Here is a 22213-nt window from a genome sequence, read left to right as displayed (position 1 = left end):
ATATTAAGGATTCACGTTTGTCTGTTGTAGGTATAGGAAACGATATTGTTGATATTAGGCGCATTGCAAAAATGTCTGATAATGCTCAGCAGCGCTTAGCAAAACGCATCTTAACCGCGCGTGAGTACCAACATTATATTACTTTAAAGCAGCCCGAACGTTTCCTCGCGAAACGATGGGCTGGTAAAGAGGCTGCAGCTAAGGCACTTGGTACTGGTATTGCTGCCGGCGTTTCATTTCAACATTTTGATATTGTTTCCTTAACTAGCGGCCAACCTATACTTGAGTTAAGTGCACAAGCGTTAACTTTAGCTAAAAACTTGGGTGCTAATACTTGGCATATTTCACTTTCTGATGAAGTTAAATATGCCACTGCTTTTGTGGTTTTATCGCAATAGTTAGGCGCAAATTAGCGATTAAAGTGCAAGGGCTTAAACAGGCTTAATAATAAATTAAACGCTAGAAATAATATCTGTTCTATACTCAAGTGAAGCTTAGTGAAATTGTTAGTGAGCAAATTTGAATTTAGGAGTAGATATGCAATCGCAAAAGCAACCTATTGTCGACAGGCGCCAAGAGCCACCCGAGCAATCTTTATGGTGGTCTAAGCTATCATTAGCACAAAAATTTTCTGCAAGCAGTTTAGGTAAGTTCGGCTATGAGCTTTGCTTTGTTCGTAATGAGCATGGACACAGTTTAGCGGTACTAACTTGTAACTCAGGTGTTGCCGTGATCACTGAAGATGGTGATATTAATACCTCACCAAATATTAAGATTCGTTAGCATTTAGAAGGTTTCCTTGCGTTAAATCTATCTAAATATCGGCTATTGCGCCTCAAGCTTTTTAATGAAAGCACTCGCATCTTCAAGCACTAAATCTATTTGTTCAAAAAACTCAAAAAACTCTGGTTCTAAATCATCTAAGGCAATACCACGCTTTAGCTCTGTTTCAAGCTCGTGAGTTACTTTTCCTAAATTTGGTACACCAGAGTAGCAACAAGCGCCATTAAGTTTGTGAATTAATACTTTTAGTTGCTCAATGTCTTGAGAAATAAGCGCTTCTGAAATATTTGCCTTACTTTCAGGTAAGCTGTTCACGAGGCCAATAAACATATCTTTAGCCAAGGTCGCTTTTTGTCCGGCCCTTTGTAGTGCTAATGTCCAATCAATAATCTTCACTCTTGAACTAGTAATCGGCTCTGCAGACGGTGAGATGATCGCAGGACGATTGGCGAGCAGGGCTGAATCACAGTATTCATAAATACTGTGATGTAGCATCGCCTCATCAATGGGCTTAGTAACAAATGAGTCGAAGCCACTCTCGAGCAGTTTATCTTTTTCTTCCCCGAAAACATGCGCAGTAACCGCGATTATTGGACTGTGTTCATTAAGTGTTTGTTGGCGAATAATAGCCAAGGCTGAAATGCCATCAAGTACCGGCATTTGTATATCCATAAATATTAAGGCAAATTTTTCATGCCGACATAATTCTACTGCCTGAGCACCATTAGTAGCAGTGACAACTTCACTGACTTGCTCAAGTAATAATTCACTGATCAGCTTTAAGTTTGCTTCATTATCATCGACTGCCAGTACCTTAATAGGGACTTTTTGCTCTGATAATTGAATTAAGCTGCTTGGCTCTGATTTAGCTTTAGGTACTAATGTCTTACTTAAGCGTTGCACGGTGATCGGTTTACTGATGCAAGTTTTTGCACCACTTGAAATCAACGCTTCGTGTAAGCTAGGCGAATTACTGTTAATCGCGAGATGTATTGAAGGGATAATATCTTTAATAGTAAAGATTAACTTTTTCACCTCATTTAGAGCTGATGGCGTCACGTCATGACCAATGAGGGCAAAATCAAAGGACGATAATCTTTCTTTATTAGCCAGTAATTCATCTATCTCATCTGCATGCGTAATACAGACCGTTTTCATTTTCCAACTTGCTAAAATTTCAGCCGTGGCTAATCGGCTTGCTGCATGAGGCTCATAGTAGAGAATGGTTTTATCTTTTAGGCATTCAGGCGTTGGCATCTGTAAAGTGGGGATAGGGTTAACTTCACATTGGAAGGTAAACCAAAAAGTAGAGCCTTTATTTTCAATACTTTCAAAGCCAATATTACCACGAAGCTCTAACACTAAGCGTTGTGATATCACTAAGCCTAAACCTGTACCGCCATAGATACGGGTAACACTTTTATCCCCTTGACCAAAAGCTTCAAAGATAGAGTGTTGTTGCTGGTTTGGAATACCTATACCTGTGTCTTGTACGGTGACTTTAATTTTATAAAGGTTTTGAGCAATAACACTACCTTCAATATTAATATCTACCGAGCCCTTATCGGTAAATTTAATGGCATTACTCGCTAAGTTGACCATAACTTGCTTAACACGCATAGCGTCACCAATAAGTGAGTCTGGTAACTGTGGGCTAACCCGTAATGATAATTCGATATTCTTTTTATGTGCACTAGGGGCAAGTAAGGTTAAGGTTTCTTCTACCGACTCGCGAATAGAGAATGGAATGTTTTCAATGACCATTTTACCAGCATCAAGCTTAGAAAAGTCTAAAATATCATTAATAATGGAAAGTAAGTTACCTGCTGAGCGTTCTATCGTTTGTAAATGATCGCGCTGGGTATCGCTTAAAGGTGTTTTTAGTACTTGCCGTGTAAAGCCAATTACACCGTTGAGCGGTGTTCGTAGCTCATGGCTCATATTGGCTAAAAACTCTGACTTAACTTTATTGGCATCTTGCGCCTTACGTTTTGCTATGTCGAGCTCAACGTTTTGAATTTCAAATTGTTCTAAACTTTCGCGTAGATCTATCGTGGCTTGATCAATACTGCGCTGCATTTCATCTTGGTAATCCCCTAAAGATTGTGCCATAGCATTGACACCATTTTTTAGAAAGTTTAGCTCACCTAATAACTGGCCACTGATGCGACTTTCTATTTTGCCTTCTCTAATACGATCTATCGCCAATACCATCGATGAAATAGGCCGAGTAACGCTTTTGATCAGTTTATAGGCAAATAGGGCGCTGATAATGATGCCAGCTAAGACAATAAAAAAAGCACTGATCAATAGCTTTTGTTGTGCAAACTTAATGCTGCTTTTGTCAACTTGTATGGCAATATAACCAATAATATCGCTGTTAAGGTCAGTATTAAGTATCGACTCATTGGTTTGTGCGGTAAATTCATCAATAATTGGTGCACGATAAATGAGGTAATCATCATAGTCGTCATAAACGATTCGATTAGGCAAACTTTGCCCAGCTTTGACCCGCATAATATGGGTATCGCCGTGATAAGCACTAGTGACAAAAACTTGGTTGTCTTTGGTGAAAATCGCAATACTTTTGATAATATCAGACTGACTACGATGACTAAAACCAATTAAGGTTCTTAAGTTATCGCGCTTTTTCTCTAATAATGGTGCAGCACTGCTGATAGCAAGCGGCGCTATGATGCTTGTGGCTCGTTGATAAACGAACTGATCGAGCTCGCTATAGCGGCTATAAGATAAGTAACCTGCAACAATTAAACTGATTATGGTCGTTGGTACGATCGTAAGTAAAATTACCCAATCTTTCAGGCTTATTTTATGCATTTTTTGTTGAGCTTTAGTGTAAAATCATTGGGTTAATAACTCTATAATGGCACATATTAGACTAATACCAAATAGATAATCATTCACTACGGCGGCAAATGCATAAATTATGTCGCATCTTTGATGGCAAACTAAGATAGCTATGGCAAATTTTTTCAAAGCAAGCGCTAAAAAAACAGCAATACAACAAAACTTAACGGTGAAGGTTGCCCGCCTTGATCAGCAAGGCTGTGGTGTTGCATTTCATAATAAAAAGCCGGTTTTTATTGAGGGTGCGCTACCAAATGAAACGGTAGAGGTGAAGGTTTATCAACAAAAAAGTAAATTTTCCAAAGCCAAACTCATTAACATAGTTAGCCGCAGTGACGCGCGTGCTGAAGTGAAATGTCGTCATTATTTTCAGTGTGGTGGTTGTAACTTACAACATATGGACTACCCACATCAACTGACATATAAGCAAGATAAAATTAAGCAATTATTTGCACGCGAAGCTTTAAACCAAGACTTGCCTTGGCAAAGTCATATTGACAGCCAACCATGGCAGTATCGTCGTAAAGCAAGAATTGGGGTACAGTATGATAAACGCGGCATGCCGATTATTGGTTTTCGTCAGCGTGAGAGCAGCCATCTAGTCGACATTAAATCTTGCCCGGTACTTGCGGCTGCTTTTGATGATATTTTTCTTGAATTAAAAGCACTTTTACCAAGCTTGTCAGGAAAGAATGCTGTTGGTCATATCGAGGTTATTGCTGCTAATGAAAATATTGTTGTGGTACGTCAATTAGTTAAATTGACAGCCCAAGATAAACAGCACTGGCAACGTTTTTCGAATAACAATAATTATCTAATATATTTTGACGACGGTAAAAGCATTACGCCGTTAGGGGCTGAGCAGGTATTATTTTATCCGATAAGCGATACTATCAACATTGAATTTGATGTTAATAACTTTATTCAGGTTAATCATCAGGTCAATAAGCTGATGGTTGAACAAGCGCAAGCATGGCTAGCGTTAAATGCTCAAGATATTGTTTTGGATTTATTTTGTGGTTTAGGTAATTTTAGTTTACCTATCGCACAGCAAGTCAGTCAGTTGGTTGGTATTGAAGGTGTTCAATCTATGGTTGATAAAGCCCAAGCAAATGCCGAAAAGAATGGCATGAGCAATTGTCAATTTCATCAAGCTGATTTAAATAGCGATTGGCAAGCGCATCAATGGGCTAAGCAAAAATATACTAAAGTGTTGCTTGACCCTGCTAGGGCGGGAGCATACCAAGCCTTATTACAACTACTGAACTTTAATATTGAAAAAGTGCTTTATGTAAGCTGTGATCCAGCTTCATTGGCACGAGATGCTAAGTTACTTATTGATCACGGTTATAAAATTGAAAAAATAGCCTTAATGGACATGTTTTCGCAAACAAAGCATGTTGAAACTATGGTAATGTTTAGCTTATATACCCAAGCCACTTGAAAATGCAGTTTCAGAGTTAAGCTAGGAACTCAGCGCAAGGCACAGCACGCAGATAATGGTTATTCCCTTATCAAGTGCTGCACAGCTTTTTTGCTCCAGACAAAAGCTAAGTACATACATCCATGTATGCAACGCTGCACTGATTTTCGAGCTTAGCTCCCGCAGGGCAAGGCGATAAAGGGGCATCTCCGGCGTTATTGATTTCGACAATGGAACAACCATTCCTTTCAATCAATGCCTTGGTGCTAACCCTTTTTCGACTTGCTGAATCCTGCATTTGCAAGTGGTTTGGGTATAAGTCGGTTGCTGTTTTATCAAAATAAATGGTTGAAATTGAATCGGAGGTAGTGAATTTCATGGTTTCTGTGCGTAAGTCACATCAAATGTCGGAAGCAAGCTTTGAGCAATGGTTAGGTCGGCTCGAATTAGAACACGATAAAAAAATAGCATTAGAAAAGCTATATCATCAAGTGAATGATTTATTTGATGATGCGACGCCTTGCCAGACTAAATCTTTAGAGATGGTAGAAATTCTATCGGCTTTGAATCTCGATACTGACTCATTATGCGCAGCGTTCATTTGTCCATTATATGAATATGGCTGCATTAGCTTAGAATATATTGAAGAAAACTTTTCACAACAAATCTATTTATTGTGCAAAGGCGTAGGCCAAATGGAAGCGATTAAGGCTTTGCAGCAATCACAGTCCAGCAAAGTTAGCGCTAACCAAATTGATAATATCCGTCGTATGCTGTTGGCTATGGTCGAAGATGTGCGGGCAGTTGTTATCAAATTAGCTGAACGCTTATGTCATCTACGTCTAGTTAAAAATAGTGATGAAGAAACTCGTGTTTTAGCCGCTAAAGAAACCAGTAATATCTACGCGCCACTTGCTAACCGTTTAGGGATAGGGCAATTAAAGTGGGAGTTAGAAGACCTGTCATTTCGCTATCTTCACCCTGATGTTTATAAAAAAATAGCTAAACAGCTTGATGAAACCCGTCTCGAAAGAGAACGTTATATGGCTGATTTTGTTGGTAATATATCTCAACAGTTACAGTCATCGGGTATTAAAGGTGTGGTGTATGGGCGTCCAAAGCATATTTATAGTATCTGGAAGAAAATGCAGCAAAAGTCGCTGGATTTTGAGCAGTTATTCGATGTGCGTGCCGTACGTATTATTGTTGATGAACTTCAAGGTTGCTATGGCGCATTAGGCCTAGTACATACCAGTTGGAAGCATTTATCGAAAGAATTTGATGATTATGTTGCTACACCGAAAAGCAATGGTTATCAGTCAATTCATACTGTTGTTCTAGGCCCCGAAGGTAAAGCAATTGAAGTGCAAATTAGAACTCAACAAATGCATGATGATGCGGAGTTAGGGGTTGCAGCGCATTGGCGATACAAAGAAGGTAATGCCAGCGGCAAAACTTCCGGTTTTGATGAAAAAGTGAGCTGGTTAAGAAAAATTCTACAATGGCAAGAAGATGTTTCTGAAAGTGGCGAGCTACTTGATGAGCTACGCAGCCAAGTATTTGAAGACCGTATTTATGTCTTTACCCCTAGTGGTGATGTGGTCGATTTGCCTAGTGGCTCGACACCATTAGATTTTGCCTACTATATTCATTCTAATGTCGGCCATAGTTGTATTGGTGCCAAAGTATTTGGTCGTATTGTACCTTTTACTCATACCTTACAAACTGGCGATAAAGTTGAAATTTTGCGCAGTAAAACACTTAATCCGAGCCGAGATTGGTTAAACCCAAGTCTAAATTATCTTCATACCTCACGCGCACGGGCTAAGGTCCAGCATTTCTTTCGTTTACTCGATCGAGATAAAAACCTTGCCGCCGGTAAAGAGATGCTAGAAACGGCTTTAGCGAAGTTACAGTTATCTTTAGCTAAGGTTGACTTGTCTGCGGCAACAGAGCGTTTTAATTTAACCACTAATGATGATTTGTTTGCCGCTATTGGCTCAGGTAACGCACGCTTAGTGCAAGTAGTAAACTTTTTACAGCAGCAAAATGAGAAGTTAAAACCAAAAGAAGAAATTGACCCGCAAAGTTTAATTAGACAGCCTCAGCAAGCTGATGACCAAACGGGTGATAGTAATGGCATTACGGTCTCTGGTGTGGGCAACTTGCTAACCCATATGGCAAAATGTTGTCATCCGGTACCCGGCGATGAAATATCAGGCTTTATTACTCAAGGGCGCGGCATTTCCGTGCATCGCCTTGATTGTGAGCAACTGGCTAATGCACTAGAGCAACAACCCGAGCGTGAAGTAGAGGTGCAGTGGGGCTCAGATCATAATAAAAGTTACCAAGTTAGCATTAATATTATTGGTGGTGATCGCCAAGGTCTACTCAGAGATATCTCGACTATTATCTCTAACGAGCGTGTTAGTATCATTGGTATTGAAAGCAACACAGATCACGCCAAGCAAAGTATGAGCATGAACATCAAAGTAGAAGTCGCGAATCACGAAGTGCTTAGTCGATTATTGGCAAAATTAAAACAACTAGATGATGTTGTTGAAGTAAAAAGATTATAGGTAAAAGTAACTTATGTTAACGGCTAAACCCTCAATTGAAAAGCTGCGCTGGATAATGGCGCAATTACGTGATCCTGAAACGGGATGTCCATGGGATTTAAAGCAAACTTTTGCCTCAATTATTCCTCATACTATTGAAGAAGCATATGAAGTAGCAGATGCAATTGAGCAAGAAGACTTTGCTGAATTAGAGAAAGAGCTTGGCGACTTACTGTTTCAAGTGGTGTTTTATAGCCAATTAGGCGCGGAAGAAAAACGTTTTGACTTTGACAGTGTGTTAAGTGCAATTTGTGAAAAGCTCATTCGTCGTCATCCACATGTTTTTGCTAGTAGTGATTTTTCTTCAGACGCAGAAATTAAAGCTAACTGGGAAAATGAAAAATCGAAAGAGCGACAAGCTAAAAATAATGATGAAAGCTTGAGTATGCTAGCTGATATTCCACGCAATCTGCCGGCGTTATCACAAGCAGCAAAAATTCAAAAACGCTGTGCTCATGTCGGTTTTGACTGGGATAATATTGATGATGTATTTGCCAAAGTCGAAGAAGAAGTTTTGGAAGTCAAAGCTGAGTTACATCACGATGACAATGCTTTAGCTCAAGAGTTAGGTGACTTAATGTTTGCGGTAGTGAACCTTTGCCGACATGCTAAGCAAGACCCGGAAGCTCTGTTGCGACAAGCAAATCAGAAGTTTACTATGCGATTCCAAGGTGTTGAAGCACAGGTCAATGATAGTGATAAAAGCTTTCAGCAACACTCTCTAGACGAGCTTGAAGCATTTTGGCAACAAGTAAAAATTGCTGAAAAATCTTAATCTCAGCTAACAAAAGCACAATAATTAATGCAACCTTAGAGGTAAATATGAGTTCACTCCCGGTATTGGTCGACAGTAAAATAGCGCTTAATAATAATATTGTGACCCTGACCTTTAATCGACATGATGTTCGCAATGCCTTGACGGGTACTGAGATTGCCGATGACATTGTTACTATTGTTGAGTGGATTAATACCACACCCGAAATTGCGGTATTGATTATAACAGGCGAAGGCTCGGCGTTTTCTTCTGGCGGTAATATTAAAGATATGGCAGAGCGAGCAGGGGACTTTGCTGGCGATGTACAAACCTTGGAAAGACGTTATCGAGAGGGGATTCAGCGCATTCCCTTAGCTTTGCATAAATTAGAGGTGCCGGTTATTGCCGCCGTTAATGGTCCGGCAATAGGTGCTGGTTTTGATATTGCTAACATGTGCGATATGCGTATTGCTTCAACAAAAGCTAAGTTTGGTGAGACTTTTGTTAACTTAGGTATTATTCCAGGTGATGGTGGTGCATGGTTTATGCAGCGCTTAATTGGTTACCAAAAAGCAGCAGAGTTAACTTTTAGTGGTCGTGTTATCGATGCTATTGAAGCAAAAGAAATAGGTATTGTGCTTGATGTTGTTGAACCTGAGCACTTACTCGAGCGAGTAAATCAACTTGCTAGTAATATAGCAGCTAAGCCTGTTGCTTCACTGCGTTTAACTAAGCGTTTAATGAAATTAGCGCAGCGTACTGAACTGCCCGATTTTCTTGATATATGTGCCGTTTTTCAGGGTATGTGTCATAACAATCCTGAGCATTTAAATGCCGTGAACACGATGATCGAGAAACTTGCAAAATAAGCTGTTTTAAAAATAGTTTAAACAACTAAGCTATTTTTATAGTTGCTATTTTATGCCTTAGTGTTAGCGTTCAAGACATTGGTTAGTTGCTGTATAAAGCAGTCAATATCTGTTTGACTGATATCTAAGTGAGTAACTAAACGCATTGGATTAGCCGTGCTAACTAATATGTTTTTATTCTTCAGTTTTGTCACTAAATTCGTTATATCTATGGTTTCAGCAAATGTTGCAAAAACCATATTTGTTTCAACATGGCTGAGGTTAACGCTAACTTCAGGTAATCGATTTAATGCTGTTGCTAAGTATTTCGCGTTATCATGATCTTGCTGTAATTTAGCTGGGTTTTCTTCAAGTGCTATTTTTGCTGCCGCTGCAATAATACCGGCTTGGCGCATGCCGCCGCCAACGACTTTACGCCAACGTTTGGCACTTTTTATCAGCGCTTCTGAGCCAAGTAGTAAAGAGCCTATTGGCGCACCTAGTCCTTTCGATAAACAAATAGACATTGAATCTACATATTGACAAATCTCGGTAATATCAACATTTAAGGCACTAGCCGCATTGTAAACTCTAGCTCCATCTAGGTGTAAGGCTAGGTTATTACGGGTAGTAAAATCGCGTGCCTCAGCCATATAGCTTAGTGGTAGCACTTTACCGTTAATGGTGTTTTCGATACTCAATAAGGTGGTACGTGCAAAATGCGCATCATCAGGCTTTATAGCAGCAGTGAGCTTTTTAAAGCATAATGTTCCATCATTCTCGTTATCGATTGGCTGCGGTTGAATTGAAGCCAAAATAGCGGCTCCACCGCCTTCGAACTTATAATTGTGTGCTTGTTGGCCACAAAGGTATTCGTCGCCGCGTTGACAATGTGCCATCAGTGCTAATAAGTTGGCTTGAGTACCTGAACTGCAGAACATAGCGCTTGCAAAGCCATGTCGTTTTGCAGCCCAAAACTCTAGTTCATTCACTGTTGGGTCATCACCATAAACGTCATCGCCGACTTCTGCGTTTGCCATCGCTGTTCGCATTGCTTTACTTGGTCTTGTTACAGTATCTGAGCGAAAATCAATCATGGTGTGCCTTTTATGGTTTAGGGAAATTAAAAAAGGCATCTGATTCGATGCCTTTAATTATTATTGCTTGTTGTTACTCTGCGATATCAGCATTGTGATAAACATTTTGTACGTCGTCACAATCTTCTAGCATATTGATGAATTTCTCAAAGTTAGCTAAATCATCTTCACCTGAAATTTCGGTATAAGTTTGTGGTACCCAAGTGATTTCTTCCACTTCTAATTCGTACTCAGGCATGCTTTCAGCAAATTCAGTTTTTATTTTGAAGAATTCAGTGTGCGGTGCATAAACAGTAATAATGCCATCTTCAAGTTCAACATCAGTAACATCAATGTCAGCCATCATTAAGTTTTCTAATACACTCTCATCATCTTCACCTTTAAAAGCGAATACCGCTTGGTGATCAAACATATGTGAAACGGTGCCTGATGAACCAATTTTTGAATAGGTTTTAGTAAAACATTGGCGAACATCTTTAATTGTTCGGTTACCGTTGTCGGTTAAGCAATCAATAATAACCATGCAGTTGCCAGGGCCAAAGCCTTCGTAACGTGATTCTACATAATCTTCGCCACCCGTACCCTTAGCTTTTTCTATTGCTTTTTCAATTACATGCGTTGGCACTTGATCTTTTTTTGCTTTTTCAATGGTACGACGTAAAGCAAGGTTACCATCGGGGTCTACACCACCATTTTTCGCTAGTACGTAAATCTCTTTTCCGTACTTTGAATAGACTTTAGTTTTTTGGCCAGCAGTTTTGGCCATAGATAATTTGCGGTTTTGATATGCTCTGCCCATCTGAATACGTCTCGTTGCTGATGAATAAAATTTCTATGCGCTAGATTCTAACGGGTAGCGCCGGCTATTTCTAGTGTTCGGGCCATTTGAGCTTTTAAATTTTAATAAAGCATGCAAAAATTTGCATAAATCAAGGTAAGGTTGTTATTGAATTAATAGCGTAAACCTCACGAATTAATGTGATTAATGAGTTATTAGGAAAGAAGGTGTTTTTATGAGTGATAAGTTACATATCATTTTCGTGGCCGATATTTTTGGCATGACTCAGGAGTTTAAAAACTTATGTAAAAAAATCACGTTAAGCCTTGAGAAAACAATTAATGTTGAATGCCATATACTTGGTCCGTACCAACAGCAGCAAATGTCATTCGAGTCAGAACAAGCGGCCTATCAACATTTTACCCAACATGTTGGCTTAAGCAATTATCTTGAAGCTATTGATCAGCAATTATCGCTAATATCAGGTCATAAGCTACTGATCGGTTTTAGTGTTGGCGGTAGCGCTATCTGGCAGTTGTGTGCGAACAATACTGTTGAGCAATGCCTAGGGGCTATTTGTTTCTATAGTAGCCAAATTCGTCATATGACGCAGTTAACACCCAAGGTAGCGACCCGACTCATCTTACCGAGCTCAGAATCACACTTCTGTATCACTGAGTTTCAAAGTGCAGTGCAAGATAAGTCAGCCGTTACTATCGAGCAAAGTCAATTTTTACATGGTTTTATGAACTCGTTGTCAACAAATTACGATGATAATGGCTATCAGTATTATATTAAACGACTGGCCCAACTCATTTCTCAACTAAAGCCATAATATACGCTCGGGTTATGCGCTAAAGCTTTATTTTCTGTAATGAGCGTGTATATTATTTGCCTTGTCGCTTTAACTAACAGATTAAACTCATGAAAATAAAAATAATATTGCCCTGCGCGTTGTTAGCATTACTTGGTTTTACTGCTTGTTCGCAAAAGACAGATCAAACAGTTGAACAAGCAGAAAGTCGCATTAACGTTGATCTAAACAAACTACACCAAGATATTAAAGTGCTTGCTTCTGATGAGTTTGAAGGTCGAGGTCCGCTAACCGCCGGAGAAAAGCTAACCATTGAGTATTTAGCCAAACAATATCAAACGATAGGGCTTGTGCCAGGTAATAAAAACAGTTTTTATCAAGCGGTGCCTATGGCGAAAGTAACTCCCGATCAAAATATGCAATTAGTGATTGGCCAGCATAAGTTTAAAGCGGGTCAAGATTTTACCGCTCGCACACAGCAAGTAGATGGCTCGGTGACATTAGATAATACAGAGCTAGTATATGTTGGTTATGGTATTAATGCCCCTGAATATCAGTGGAATGATTATGCTAATGTTGACGTAAAAGGCAAAGCTGTCGTGGTGCTAGTGAACGATCCTGGGTTTGCAACACAAAACGATGCGCTATTTACTGGTAATGCCATGACTTACTATGGTCGCTGGACTTATAAATATGAAGAAGCTGCCCGACAAGGTGCTAAAGCGGTGTTTATTGTGCATCAAACCGCACCAGCAGCTTATCCTTGGAGCGTGGTTGAAAGTTCAAATACGGGTAGTAAATATACTTTAGTAGACAGTGAAAACAATATCAGTAAGTTGCCTATTATGGGCTGGATTCAACATGCCGTTGCCGAAACAATTTTTACTGATGCTGGGTTGTCATTTGATGAAATGCAACACTATGCGCTTAGTCCTGATTTTAAAGCCGTCAGTTTACCGCAAAGCGCTAATTTGACACTAAACAGTGCGATTAAAAATGCAGAATCGAATAATGTTGTTGCGATGATTGAAGGCGAAAGTCGCGCGGATGAATATATAGTGATTAGTGCGCATTGGGATCATTTTGGTACTAAGCAAACGGCTAATGGTCCGAAAATATACAATGGTGCCATTGATAACGCCACGGGCAGTGCTGCAACCGTTGAACTGGCGCGTATTCTTATGCAGCAACATAAGATTAAGCCATTTCAACGTTCTATCCTATTTGTTAATTTTACTGCTGAAGAAACCGGTATGATTGGCTCTGAGCTATTTGCTTTAGGGTCAGTTGTGGCGACTAAAAATATGGTGGCAATGCTAAATATTGATGGCATGAACGCCTTAGATGCGGTTGATTATATTTTGCAGTACGGCAAAGGCTTGTCTGAAATGGAAGATTACTTGGCAGATGCGAGTAAAAAACAACAACGAAAAGTTAAAATGGATCCCCGACCGCAAAATGGCTTGTTCTTTCGCTCAGACCATTTTTCATTGGCAAAACAAGGGGTGCCTAGCTTATTATTTATGAGTTTAGGTGATACTGACCCTGATTATATTGCGCACCGTTATCATAAAGAAGAAGATGATTACTCGCCACTGTGGTCGCTAGGTGGGATGGAGCAAGACATAAAACTTATTGCTGATATTGCTAGCACATTAGCTAATAGCGAGCACTGGCCACAATGGAAAGCCGAATCAGATTTTAAAAACCGTCGTTTGCAAGATAAACAATAAGGCGCGCATGGACAATAAATACGACATCAGTGCAAGCGCTGGTGTCGTTTTTTTTGCCTTAAGCTATAGTAAATTTGAGCGCCCAAGCTAAGTGCTGCTGTTATATTATTGATTAATTAATGATAAATTGACAAGCCAAGCTCTTGGGCTAAATTAGCCAATAAATTGGTTCCGATCACTGAGTTGCCAAAAGTGTTTAACGGTGGGCTCCAAGTGCAAATAACCCCATAGTTAGGCACTATAGCGACAACACCTCCGCCAACCCCACTTTTAGCCGGCAAGCCAATTGAGAAGGCAAACTCGCCAGATTGATCATACATACCACTGGTTGATAATATCGCATTGACTCGATGAGCATCTCGTGGCGTACAGATAACTTTTTTCGTTATTGGGTCTACACCTTTGTTAGCCAGAAACAGCAAGCTAGTGGCTAATTGCTCACAAGTCATAGCAATTGAGCATTGCGTGAAGTAATGGCTTAGCACATCAGGAATTTCGGACTCAATATTGCCAAAACTTTTCATCAGATAAGCGAGTGCAGCATTGCGGTTGCCATGAGATAGCTCTGACTGATAAACATGGTTGTCGATAAAAATACTGTCATCATGGGCTAAAGTGCGCATAAAGCTTAAAAAAGCTAACTTACTGGCAGAGAAATGACTGGCGAGCACATCTGCGACTAATAATGCTCCAGCATTGATCACCGGGTTTCGTGGAATGCCTTTTTCCCATTCAAGCTGGATAATCGAATTAAATGGTTGCCCTGATGGCTCCATATTAACCCGTTGCCATAAGTCATCACCAATTCGATTCATGGCCATCACTAAGCCGAATACTTTCGAAATACTTTGAATTGAAAAAGCTTCTTGATAATCGCCAGCACCAACACTCTTACCGTCAATTGTTGCGACACAAACGGCCATTTTTTTAGGGCAAACTTCTGCAAGTGCTGGTATGTAGTCAGCGACATGCCCTTGATTATATAAATCTTTTTGTCCGGCGAGTAAGGTTTGCAATGTGGCTTGTAAGTTGGCGATGTCTTTAATCATATAACGAACTTTTATGGCTTTATTGACTAGCAATAAAATATAAATGGTCGCCCATTATGCACAAAAAGTGATACTTGCCTAGTGCTTTGTCAATGTAGGTAAATATTTGAGGAGGCTGTCTATCATCTGGCGGTATGTTGAGCGACAGTGGCTAGTATGTAACGCATCAGCTAAATAATATTTATTATTAAATTTTTTATTATTACTTAGCTGTATGGATGCTTATTTAAATGCATGTGTCGCTTACCTATTCTGTTGCTGTAAGTGTTCGCAATGCATTATCTGCTCCTTATGCTCAACGTCCCATTGACTGACAGAAATATGTTTAATTTCAATGAAAAATTTTACTGTTGAGTTAATTGACTTAATAATACTGTTTAGCATGCGCTTATTCCTTCTGTTGTGGTTAACTATAAAATAAATATTATTCAGCCAATTCAGCGACCGTTTCAACTTTTGCTGCTGGTAGCAGTTTTCTCATGCTAGCTAAGTTAGCGTTAGTAATTGGGTTTTGATCAATAGCAACAGCTGCTTTAAAATCTGCTAATGCTGCAGTTAATAGGTTTTTTCTATAGCGAGCAACACCACGGTTACTGTAATTTAACGCGGTTAGGTAACGCACTTTACTGTTTGCATGCGGCAAAGACTCTAAGCTGTTGATTGCTGCAGTACAGGTTGATTCAGATTTGTCGTTGTAGCGCGCTTGTAAATAAGCAACACATAAACTCATTTTACTGGCGTAAAAGTCTTGATCGCTTGTATTGGATGTTAGTTTTTCGATACCTGAAGCTAATTCACCTTTGGTAATATCCACACTACCAACGGCACCTTTTACCACGGCAACTTTAAACTTAGCATCAGCGGCAGAGGCTGGGTTAGCTGTAGTTAGCAATAATGTTGCTAGTATTGAGCTAATAAATATCGTTTTTTTCATGTTTTTTCTCCATTAATTAAGTACCACCTCGGTACATAGCCACTATAGAAATAAGCGCTATTACTGACAAACGATTAAAATAAATTCGTTAGGTGAATTATATTCACCTATACAGAAAGGCGGTAATAAGTCATCAAGCGACAAAAGCATCTTTTACCCACTCAGCAAATAAGCCTAGCTCTGGACGGCTATCCATATTTTCATGCTGAATAAGATAATACTTATCGTTGGTATTTAATTCTTCATCAAATAGTTTTACTAACAGTTGTTCACTAAACCAGGTTTTACTCATCGGTAGGGGGACTAAAGCTATGCCCATACCTTGTTGTGCTGCGCGTGCCACACCAAACATACTGTCAAACTGGATGATCTGTTTAGGGTCAAAGTCATCAACACCGACCTTGTCAGCCCATTGGTGCCAAGACCATGGGCGTGAACTGTGCAGAATTAGCGGTGTTGATTTTAAAGCCGCAAATCCTGTGCTTTTTAATTTTTTGTATAATTTTTTATTACAGGCAGGTGCATAGCGAATAGGAAATAGTTCGTGAACTATATTGGCATTAGGTTTGCCGTTAGCAAGCACAATGGATAAATCGGCAGACTGTGACTGTTCACTACTGGACTTTACTGTTTCTAGTTGAAGGTTAATAGTTGGGTTATTCTCAGACCACAACGACAGACTAGGAACAAATAGTTCACTAGCAAAAAACTCTGGCAGGCTTATGACAATAGTTTGATTTTGTTGCTTTTGGGTAAACTCCGTTATGGTCGATTCTAATTGGTGAATTATAGGCTGAATTGACTGATAAAATTGTTTACCGGCACTGGTAAGTTCGATAGTTCGGGTGCCGCGTTTAAAAAGGCTAGTGTCCAACTGTGCTTCCAGTTGTTTTATTTGATGACTAACGGCTGATGGAGTTAAGAATAATTGTGATGCTGCATGTTTGAAGCTCAAACATTTCGACGCTACGCAAAAAGAGCGTAGGCCACGTATAGGTGTTTGTATTGACATAGTTAATATTTTTTAAGGATGACAAATAGCAATAGCAAAACTCAAGCCTAAATTTAATGCATTGATTTTAAAGGGTATATTGTTTTATTTGAGTGTTATCTCGATCTGCAGCGCACCATAATGGGGGCTTTGCACCAAAATAATGTTGTTGATAAAATTTAAAGAAAAAAAAGGACATCAATTGATGTCCTTGAAATGAAACAAATTAACTATGTAAAAACGTTTGTAGAATCGGGGGAGACTCAAAAACAAGTTCATCTTATGGTGATTTTTTATTACCAGCAAACGAGAAAAATTCATTCGATAGGTGAATTATTTTCATTTGTTCGTTTATTAAACACTTGAGCTAGTTGATAATTTTATGAGAAGCTTTAAATAAATTGAAAATACTGCTTAAATTTTTCCTTAACAGCTAAATTGTGGTTGGAGAAAGAAAGTCGATTTTAACGTTGAAATTAAACGCTCTCATAAATAGCATTTAGGCGCTGTCTCTTTCACTTGTTTGGGGCAATTTAATAGCATTAATGTTTAATAAGCGGAAAAATAATGCCTGGCTACAATGTGTGAGGCACAAGTGTAACCAGCTGTTATTTTATTGTTTAATTAGCTTATGGCTGTCTTGGCTTGAAAAGAGAAATTGTATTTATAACTAAGTTTAATATAAGTGCAACTAGGATCCCCCAAATAGCAATATTAATAGGGAGTTCATCAGAGTTTTTAACTGATTTTTCTGGCTCTTTGTTTTGAAGATATTCCAATTTTTTCTTCTGCTTTTCGTATATCTTAGAATAAGGTATTTCTTGATCTCTACTAAGCCCTAGCAGCTTTTTGTAGAATGCATCACAACCGGTGCAAGTTGCTCTAGATGTTGGAAGGACTCTTGTTTCATACAATTCAATGGCTTTTTCTTTTTGTCCGTTAATGTAATATGTTTGCGCAGCTGTATCCAAGTAACTAGCTTTATTTGATTTTTCCAATGCCTCAGCTAAAAACTGATAACCATCTGTTTTCTGGTTTTTCTCTACACGCTTCCATAAATATGAATTAAGTTTTTTTAGATCGCTTTGACTATATGACTGCTGTCCAGAGTTCATAGCAGAAGAAATACTTGATACGTCACCAAGAAAGCCGAGTATTCCAGCTTGAGAAGATAATGGCACTGCTAATAAAACCAGCAAAATTATTTTTTTCATTTATATTCCTTTAGTTTACATTGATGATTAAATAGGTATGAACAACTAACGAGGCTGTTAACAGGCATTAAAATAATCGACGGAGGAGGAAAAACCAACTGTTTTTTGTCTTGTTTAACAGCTTGGTATAGTTAAACTCTACTTATTTCTAGAAACTCTTCAGCTTTTCTTGGATTAGAGCACTCAAAGGGCAACCCCATATTTGTTTTGCATAAAGTGCTCTACACTATTTAATCAAAAAGTGAATTTATCTAGAAAATTTAGCAGCTTTATATGCCCCATTAAATTTTATCGGGAGTAAATACCACTTACCCCCGATAAGTTAAGCTTTGATGATGACTTTCAGCCCCTTAATAAGCCACCTGAGGATATTTATCTTTTAATATTCTCACTCTAATATGTCTACTTTAATAGTGCCTAACCAAACAGGCCTTTGAGTTTATCTTTGAGCTTATCTTTTACTTTTTCTTTCACTTTATCTTTAGCGCCAGCACTAATATCAGGACGGATTTTAATGTCATGAAATGGCCCGATGATCTTGATTGGTATCTCAATACCTGAATTATCGGTATCAGCGGCCTGTCCTTGTGTGGATGCCACTAATTTTGATTTGATATGTAAATCAACTGTTGTTGCAGGTAAATTTATATCGCCTGTTCCTGATATTCTAATAAAAGGGTTGGTTAGCGCTAAATTATTAATATTGGCTACACCATTATTCAAGGTGAATTTTCCGGTTAATGCTGCAAAATCGGTTTTTTCAGCGTTGCTAAAGTCGCTGTCTAAACTTACCGCTGATAAATTACCTTGCATAATATTACTGGCGCTTTTTGCTATCGCAGCTAAGTTAAGGCCTTTAACGGCACCATCGTTAAAGTTAAAATCAAGCTCGCCATTGAGCTGAGCAATAAAGTCACGTTGGCTCAGACCTTGAGTGGTTAAGCTCCAAGCTAATTGACCTTTTCCGATTAATTTGTCAAAACCAACAGCGTCTGTCAGTAGTGGCTCGGCGTTAATGTTGGCTAGTTCAAATTTTGTGCTAATTTTATAGGGTTTTTTATTAGCATTTACAGTTAACTCGCCATGGCCGTTACCTTCATAACCCTGAAAGCTTTTTAATTGCACATTGGCAACACCTTTATTTAAAACCAGAGCTATTTCATTTTTACCCAGCTTAATGTCACGTACTAATAGTTGACTCGATTTAATGGCAATATCCGCGTTTAATGCTTCTAGCGCTGATAAATCAATAGCGCTGTTATCCCATACAATAGGTTGGCTTTTTGTTGTGCTCGCGGGTGGTGTTTTCGCGCTTGGCTCGGGTAAATAAGGATTAAGGTTTAATATGCCTAAATCAATATTGCTGGCTATGTGGATTGGCGTCGATAAGGTTACTGTTGTGTCGCCTTTAAAGGCAAGTGCGTCAAGATTAACTAGTAAGTTTTTAAGGGTTAATTTGTTATTAGTAAAATGCATATCGGTGGTGAAGGCAAACTTGTTAAAGGCTGCATCTTTTGCGGTTAAGGGGATGTTTTGCCAGTTTAATAGGGCTTTAACCGAGTCGCCAGATAGCGATAATTTCCCGCTAATGTCTTTACCTTGTTGTAAAATTTCACCTTCATAACTTAATTTAGCCAAGGCTGAAGTTAGGTCTAACTTGACTGTAAATGGCTGGTTATTTATAGCTTTTTCTGGCGTGGTAATACTTGATTCAAGTTCAAATACCTGTGACATATAGCGCACGCTGCCTGAAAAATTAAGCGCTTGGCGTAAAGAGGGCAATAACACCGCTAAATTAAGTTGGTCGATAACGGTTGTTTTTTTGCTTTGGTGATCAATATAAGTGAGTTTGCCACCGTTAACTTCTACTTGACCAAGGCTGATATCAAAAGACTTAGGCAGCGCCATGTTGCCATCAGAGCTTGCTGTTTTTTCAGCTGAGCTTTTACTCGTTTCTGGCAGTAGCTGCCAGTTAACTGTGCCATCAACGTTTTTTTCTAACAGGATGTCTGGGTTATTTATCACGAATTTATCAATGCTTAGCTCACCAGAAAATACTGAAAGCCAAGCAATATGGATAGATAATTCACTAATAATAGCCATATCTTGTTGAGAGCCGCCGTTGCTATTAGATAAATGAACGTCTTTTAATTCAATAGATAACGAAGGAAACACACTGAGGTTTTGTTCGCCATTAATGGTTAATGTTCTCCCTGTTGATTGCTCTACTGTGCTGCTCACTTGATTAACAATGTCTTGTGTTGATATTAATTGAGTTGCGGCGACGATTAATAACACAATCATAAATATGATGATGGCGACAGATTTGAATAAAGTTTTCATGGTGGCCCTTAATTGACGAAACTTAATGCCTACTATAGTAAATATATAAATTTAATTCATTGAATTATGATGAATTTTTTATATCTGCTGGTAATAAAAATAAACACTCATCACAGAGTAGATAGCCATGTACCATGCTGATTAAATGCGTTTTTTATATGACAACATTATTATAAAAGTGCTTTTTAAGGAATAGATAGGCGAACTTTGTATGTATTCGTGTTTGCGCAAGTGCAGGTGTTAATCAACTTGGTATTGATTGTATTAATACCATCAGCATTACTAGCAGTGAAGCCAGTCATGCTACCTTCCAAAAAATGTTATGCATTTTATTTTTACACTCGTGATAAGCAAGCCATAACCATGCTAATGCTTGCTGTGTAATGGGCTAAATTAAAGTGAAAATTAACATAATTAGCTCTCGTTCGAAGTGACAAAACAAGATGAAAATTTTTGCTTAGTTTGATGAAAATATTGATATTGATTTTTTTTATTTTTGGCGCAAAATCTAGCAAATTTTTACCTGAGCGAGCCTATCGCCCTCTAAATATTGTTGATAATAAAGCCAAGTAAACAGCGGCTTTCAATCGCTTTTTTATTTACTTGTCGTTACTAAAACCTCTTGGTAAATAGGCATTAGTAAATAGGCACTGATAAATACATCAGTATGGCAAAAATATAGACGCTTAAGGGCGTTTCTAGGTTTTACTCTGTTGTTTCAAGCGCCAAAGCAGAAATGCCAGCCTTTAAAGATCATGTGCTATTGATAGAAGAAAATTACAGCTTTGATGTTAAACACCCGTGCTGATGCCGTTGAAATTAAAAAGTATTTCAGCATAAAAAGCACAGTAGAAAATGAATACCTAACGAATAACCGCAAATTATTATCGGTTATTTTTAGTTCGTGTGAAAAATAAACGTAACGCAATAACTTATAAGAGTAACAAGAGATAACGAAATGACAGATAACGAAATTATTTTTAGTAACGATAAATTATCAGTTTATAATTTTGGTGATGACTTTCTATCAGAAAGTTCTAATATCGATAAACGTTTTTTTGAAGGTGGCACTCGCTACAGAGATGCAGTGCAAATAGTGCTTGCTACAGGAGAATATTGGCTGTTTGATTATGGCGTAGTGGTATTTTGGGCTGTCGATACAGAAGAGCGCCAAGCGTTAATTAATCGTCTGAAAAAAGACAATACAACCCATATTAAGCAAATCGAAGAGCACCTGCGTTTTACTTTTTCTGATGAGTTAGTTATTAAAAAAGACCTTATTTCGCTGCCTGATCAAGACCCATTATCGCGCTTAGCAATAAGCCATGCCTTGGCGCAATCAAATAAGTTAATGGAATATGAAATTCAAGCGCAAAACTCAATAAAAGATTATTCGCATATTCCTGAAGAATTAGCAAAAACCGGTAAAATATCAATTAGCCATAAGGAAATTGCTAAAATTAGAGGCACGCTGATCAGTACAAAAAGTGATATTATTTTACATTATGGCTTGCTTGATACGCCTGATTTTTTTTGGGAGTACCCAGAATACGAAGCTACTTATCAGCGCATGGCGCGTTATATGGATATTCATCAACGTGTTGAGCTATTATCAAAAAAACTGGCTACCATTCATGAGTTATTTGAAATGCTAGCAGGTGAGGAGAAGCACCAACATTCTTCATTTTTAGAATGGATTATTATCGTGCTAATTGCGATAGAAATCGTCTTATTTTTTGTGCAAGAGCTAAAAGATTTAGTGTTCTAATGAAATAACCTGATCATATTCTTACTATCAAGTACAAGCGCTTTTATCGTTATGCTACTTGATAGTGGGGATAGCAGCTGCTTAGATAATTTTTATCACTTAACTATTTAACAATTTAATTTTCTTTCACTCCCTGAAGAAAAACTTCCCTACAAAATAAAGCGGTTAGTGTTAATTGTAATTAAGTAACCTGAACTC

At 38.5% G+C, this 22213-nt stretch carries 18 protein-coding genes; 9 read left to right on the top strand and 9 right to left on the bottom strand.

Annotated elements, in window-relative coordinates:
• The first annotated feature begins 17 nt into the window (after positions 1–17).
• Both acpS and B0169_RS07985 read left to right on the top strand, forming a co-directional pair.
• Positions 18–398 (top strand): holo-ACP synthase, encoded by a 381-nt coding sequence (gene acpS / locus B0169_RS07990; RefSeq protein ID WP_077285430.1) that lies wholly within the window; start codon positions 18–20, stop codon positions 396–398.
• Between the two features lie 139 nt (positions 399–537).
• Positions 538–783, top strand: coding sequence for a hypothetical protein (locus tag B0169_RS07985; protein ID WP_077285429.1), 246 nt, complete (start codon positions 538–540; stop codon positions 781–783).
• Between the two features lie 42 nt (positions 784–825).
• Here B0169_RS07985 and barA read toward each other — a convergent pair whose 3' ends face one another.
• A complete protein-coding gene (barA, locus tag B0169_RS07980) occupies positions 826–3621 on the bottom strand; it encodes a two-component sensor histidine kinase BarA (RefSeq protein WP_077285428.1) in 2796 nt (931 codons plus the stop codon).
• Between the two features lie 142 nt (positions 3622–3763).
• Between barA and rlmD the strand changes: the two genes are divergently transcribed.
• On the top strand, positions 3764–5095 hold the full coding sequence (gene rlmD / locus B0169_RS07975; RefSeq protein WP_077285427.1) for a 23S rRNA (uracil(1939)-C(5))-methyltransferase RlmD: 1332 nt from the start codon (positions 3764–3766) through the stop codon (positions 5093–5095).
• Positions 5096–5201: 106 nt separating this feature from the next.
• On the opposite strand, the gene B0169_RS07970 is transcribed toward rlmD, so the two are convergent.
• On the bottom strand, positions 5202–5453 hold the full coding sequence (locus B0169_RS07970) for a hypothetical protein (RefSeq protein WP_077285426.1): 252 nt from the start codon (positions 5451–5453) through the stop codon (positions 5202–5204).
• Between B0169_RS07970 and relA the strand changes: the two genes are divergently transcribed.
• From relA to B0169_RS07955, 3 genes are read left to right on the top strand one after another with little or no spacing between them, the layout of a single operon-like run.
• The gene (gene relA / locus B0169_RS07965) at positions 5452–7653 is read left to right on the top strand and encodes a GTP diphosphokinase (RefSeq protein WP_077285425.1); all 2202 of its coding nucleotides are present in this window, start codon (positions 5452–5454) and stop codon (positions 7651–7653) included. The genes B0169_RS07970 and relA overlap by 2 nt on opposite strands.
• A 13-nt stretch (positions 7654–7666) precedes the next feature.
• Positions 7667–8467 carry a nucleoside triphosphate pyrophosphohydrolase gene (gene mazG / locus B0169_RS07960; RefSeq protein ID WP_077285424.1) on the top strand — a complete coding sequence of 267 codons (801 nt, stop codon included), beginning with the start codon at positions 7667–7669 and terminating at the stop codon, positions 8465–8467.
• A 47-nt stretch (positions 8468–8514) separates the two neighbouring features.
• Positions 8515–9315 (top strand): enoyl-CoA hydratase-related protein, encoded by an 801-nt coding sequence (locus tag B0169_RS07955; protein ID WP_077285423.1) that lies wholly within the window; start codon positions 8515–8517, stop codon positions 9313–9315.
• A 50-nt stretch (positions 9316–9365) separates the two neighbouring features.
• On the opposite strand, the gene ltaE is transcribed toward B0169_RS07955, so the two are convergent.
• Entirely contained in the window at positions 9366–10391 is a 1026-nt protein-coding gene (gene ltaE, locus B0169_RS07950; protein ID WP_143323495.1) for a low-specificity L-threonine aldolase, read from the bottom strand.
• A gap of 73 nt (positions 10392–10464) precedes the next feature.
• Positions 10465–11190 (bottom strand): YebC/PmpR family DNA-binding transcriptional regulator, encoded by a 726-nt coding sequence (locus B0169_RS07945; protein WP_077285421.1) that lies wholly within the window; start codon positions 11188–11190, stop codon positions 10465–10467.
• Positions 11191–11404: 214 nt separating this feature from the next.
• Between B0169_RS07945 and B0169_RS07940 the strand changes: the two genes are divergently transcribed.
• Both B0169_RS07940 and B0169_RS07935 read left to right on the top strand, forming a co-directional pair.
• Positions 11405–12004 carry a hypothetical protein gene (locus B0169_RS07940; RefSeq protein ID WP_077285420.1) on the top strand — a complete coding sequence of 200 codons (600 nt, stop codon included), beginning with the start codon at positions 11405–11407 and terminating at the stop codon, positions 12002–12004.
• Positions 12005–12093: 89 nt separating this feature from the next.
• Positions 12094–13716, top strand: coding sequence for a M28 family metallopeptidase (locus B0169_RS07935; RefSeq protein WP_077285419.1), 1623 nt, complete (start codon positions 12094–12096; stop codon positions 13714–13716).
• A gap of 116 nt (positions 13717–13832) precedes the next feature.
• Here the strand turns inward: B0169_RS07935 and glsB are convergent, their stop codons facing one another.
• From glsB to B0169_RS07910, 5 genes are all read right to left on the bottom strand, one after another.
• On the bottom strand, positions 13833–14765 hold the full coding sequence (glsB, locus tag B0169_RS07930; protein ID WP_077285418.1) for a glutaminase B: 933 nt from the start codon (positions 14763–14765) through the stop codon (positions 13833–13835).
• 424 nt (positions 14766–15189) lie between these two features.
• Complete coding sequence (locus B0169_RS07925) at positions 15190–15699, bottom strand: hypothetical protein (RefSeq protein ID WP_077285417.1); 510 nt, start codon at positions 15697–15699, stop codon at positions 15190–15192.
• Between the two features lie 133 nt (positions 15700–15832).
• Entirely contained in the window at positions 15833–16705 is an 873-nt protein-coding gene (locus B0169_RS07920; protein ID WP_179143631.1) for a LysR substrate-binding domain-containing protein, read from the bottom strand.
• A gap of 614 nt (positions 16706–17319) precedes the next feature.
• On the bottom strand, positions 17320–17904 hold the full coding sequence (locus B0169_RS07915) for a hypothetical protein (RefSeq protein WP_077285415.1): 585 nt from the start codon (positions 17902–17904) through the stop codon (positions 17320–17322).
• Between the two features lie 417 nt (positions 17905–18321).
• Entirely contained in the window at positions 18322–20247 is a 1926-nt protein-coding gene (locus B0169_RS07910; protein ID WP_077285414.1) for an AsmA family protein, read from the bottom strand.
• 958 nt (positions 20248–21205) lie between these two features.
• On the opposite strand from B0169_RS07910, the gene B0169_RS07905 reads away from it, so the two are divergent.
• Entirely contained in the window at positions 21206–22015 is an 810-nt protein-coding gene (locus B0169_RS07905) for an RMD1 family protein (RefSeq protein WP_143323494.1), read from the top strand.
• Positions 22016–22213: the final 198 nt, after the last annotated feature.

Origin of the sequence: Cognaticolwellia aestuarii (genome assembly GCF_002000025.1) — a bacterium.
GTDB classification, from domain to species: Bacteria; Pseudomonadota; Gammaproteobacteria; order Enterobacterales; family Alteromonadaceae; genus Cognaticolwellia; species Cognaticolwellia aestuarii.
This window is presented reverse-complemented; position numbering and strand designations above follow the sequence as displayed.

Bases quoted from the DNA above. Each gene is read 5' to 3' on its own strand.
- B0169_RS07985 (WP_077285429.1), top strand. From the start codon at position 538: ATGCAATCGCAAAAGCAACCTATTGTCGACAGGCGCCAAGAGCCACCC.
- barA (WP_077285428.1), bottom strand. From the start codon at position 3,621: ATGCATAAAATAAGCCTGAAAGATTGGGTAATTTTACTTACGATCGTA.
- rlmD (WP_077285427.1), top strand. From the start codon at position 3,764: ATGGCAAATTTTTTCAAAGCAAGCGCTAAAAAAACAGCAATACAACAA.
- relA (WP_077285425.1), top strand. From the start codon at position 5,452: ATGGTTTCTGTGCGTAAGTCACATCAAATGTCGGAAGCAAGCTTTGAG.
- B0169_RS07970 (WP_077285426.1), bottom strand. From the start codon at position 5,453: ATGAAATTCACTACCTCCGATTCAATTTCAACCATTTATTTTGATAAA.
- mazG (WP_077285424.1), top strand. From the start codon at position 7,667: ATGTTAACGGCTAAACCCTCAATTGAAAAGCTGCGCTGGATAATGGCG.
- B0169_RS07955 (WP_077285423.1), top strand. From the start codon at position 8,515: ATGAGTTCACTCCCGGTATTGGTCGACAGTAAAATAGCGCTTAATAAT.
- ltaE (WP_143323495.1), bottom strand. From the start codon at position 10,391: ATGATTGATTTTCGCTCAGATACTGTAACAAGACCAAGTAAAGCAATG.
- B0169_RS07945 (WP_077285421.1), bottom strand. From the start codon at position 11,190: ATGGGCAGAGCATATCAAAACCGCAAATTATCTATGGCCAAAACTGCT.
- B0169_RS07940 (WP_077285420.1), top strand. From the start codon at position 11,405: ATGAGTGATAAGTTACATATCATTTTCGTGGCCGATATTTTTGGCATG.
- B0169_RS07935 (WP_077285419.1), top strand. From the start codon at position 12,094: ATGAAAATAAAAATAATATTGCCCTGCGCGTTGTTAGCATTACTTGGT.
- glsB (WP_077285418.1), bottom strand. From the start codon at position 14,765: ATGATTAAAGACATCGCCAACTTACAAGCCACATTGCAAACCTTACTC.
- B0169_RS07925 (WP_077285417.1), bottom strand. From the start codon at position 15,699: ATGAAAAAAACGATATTTATTAGCTCAATACTAGCAACATTATTGCTA.
- B0169_RS07915 (WP_077285415.1), bottom strand. From the start codon at position 17,904: ATGAAAAAAATAATTTTGCTGGTTTTATTAGCAGTGCCATTATCTTCT.
- B0169_RS07910 (WP_077285414.1), bottom strand. From the start codon at position 20,247: ATGAAAACTTTATTCAAATCTGTCGCCATCATCATATTTATGATTGTG.
- B0169_RS07905 (WP_143323494.1), top strand. From the start codon at position 21,206: ATGACAGATAACGAAATTATTTTTAGTAACGATAAATTATCAGTTTAT.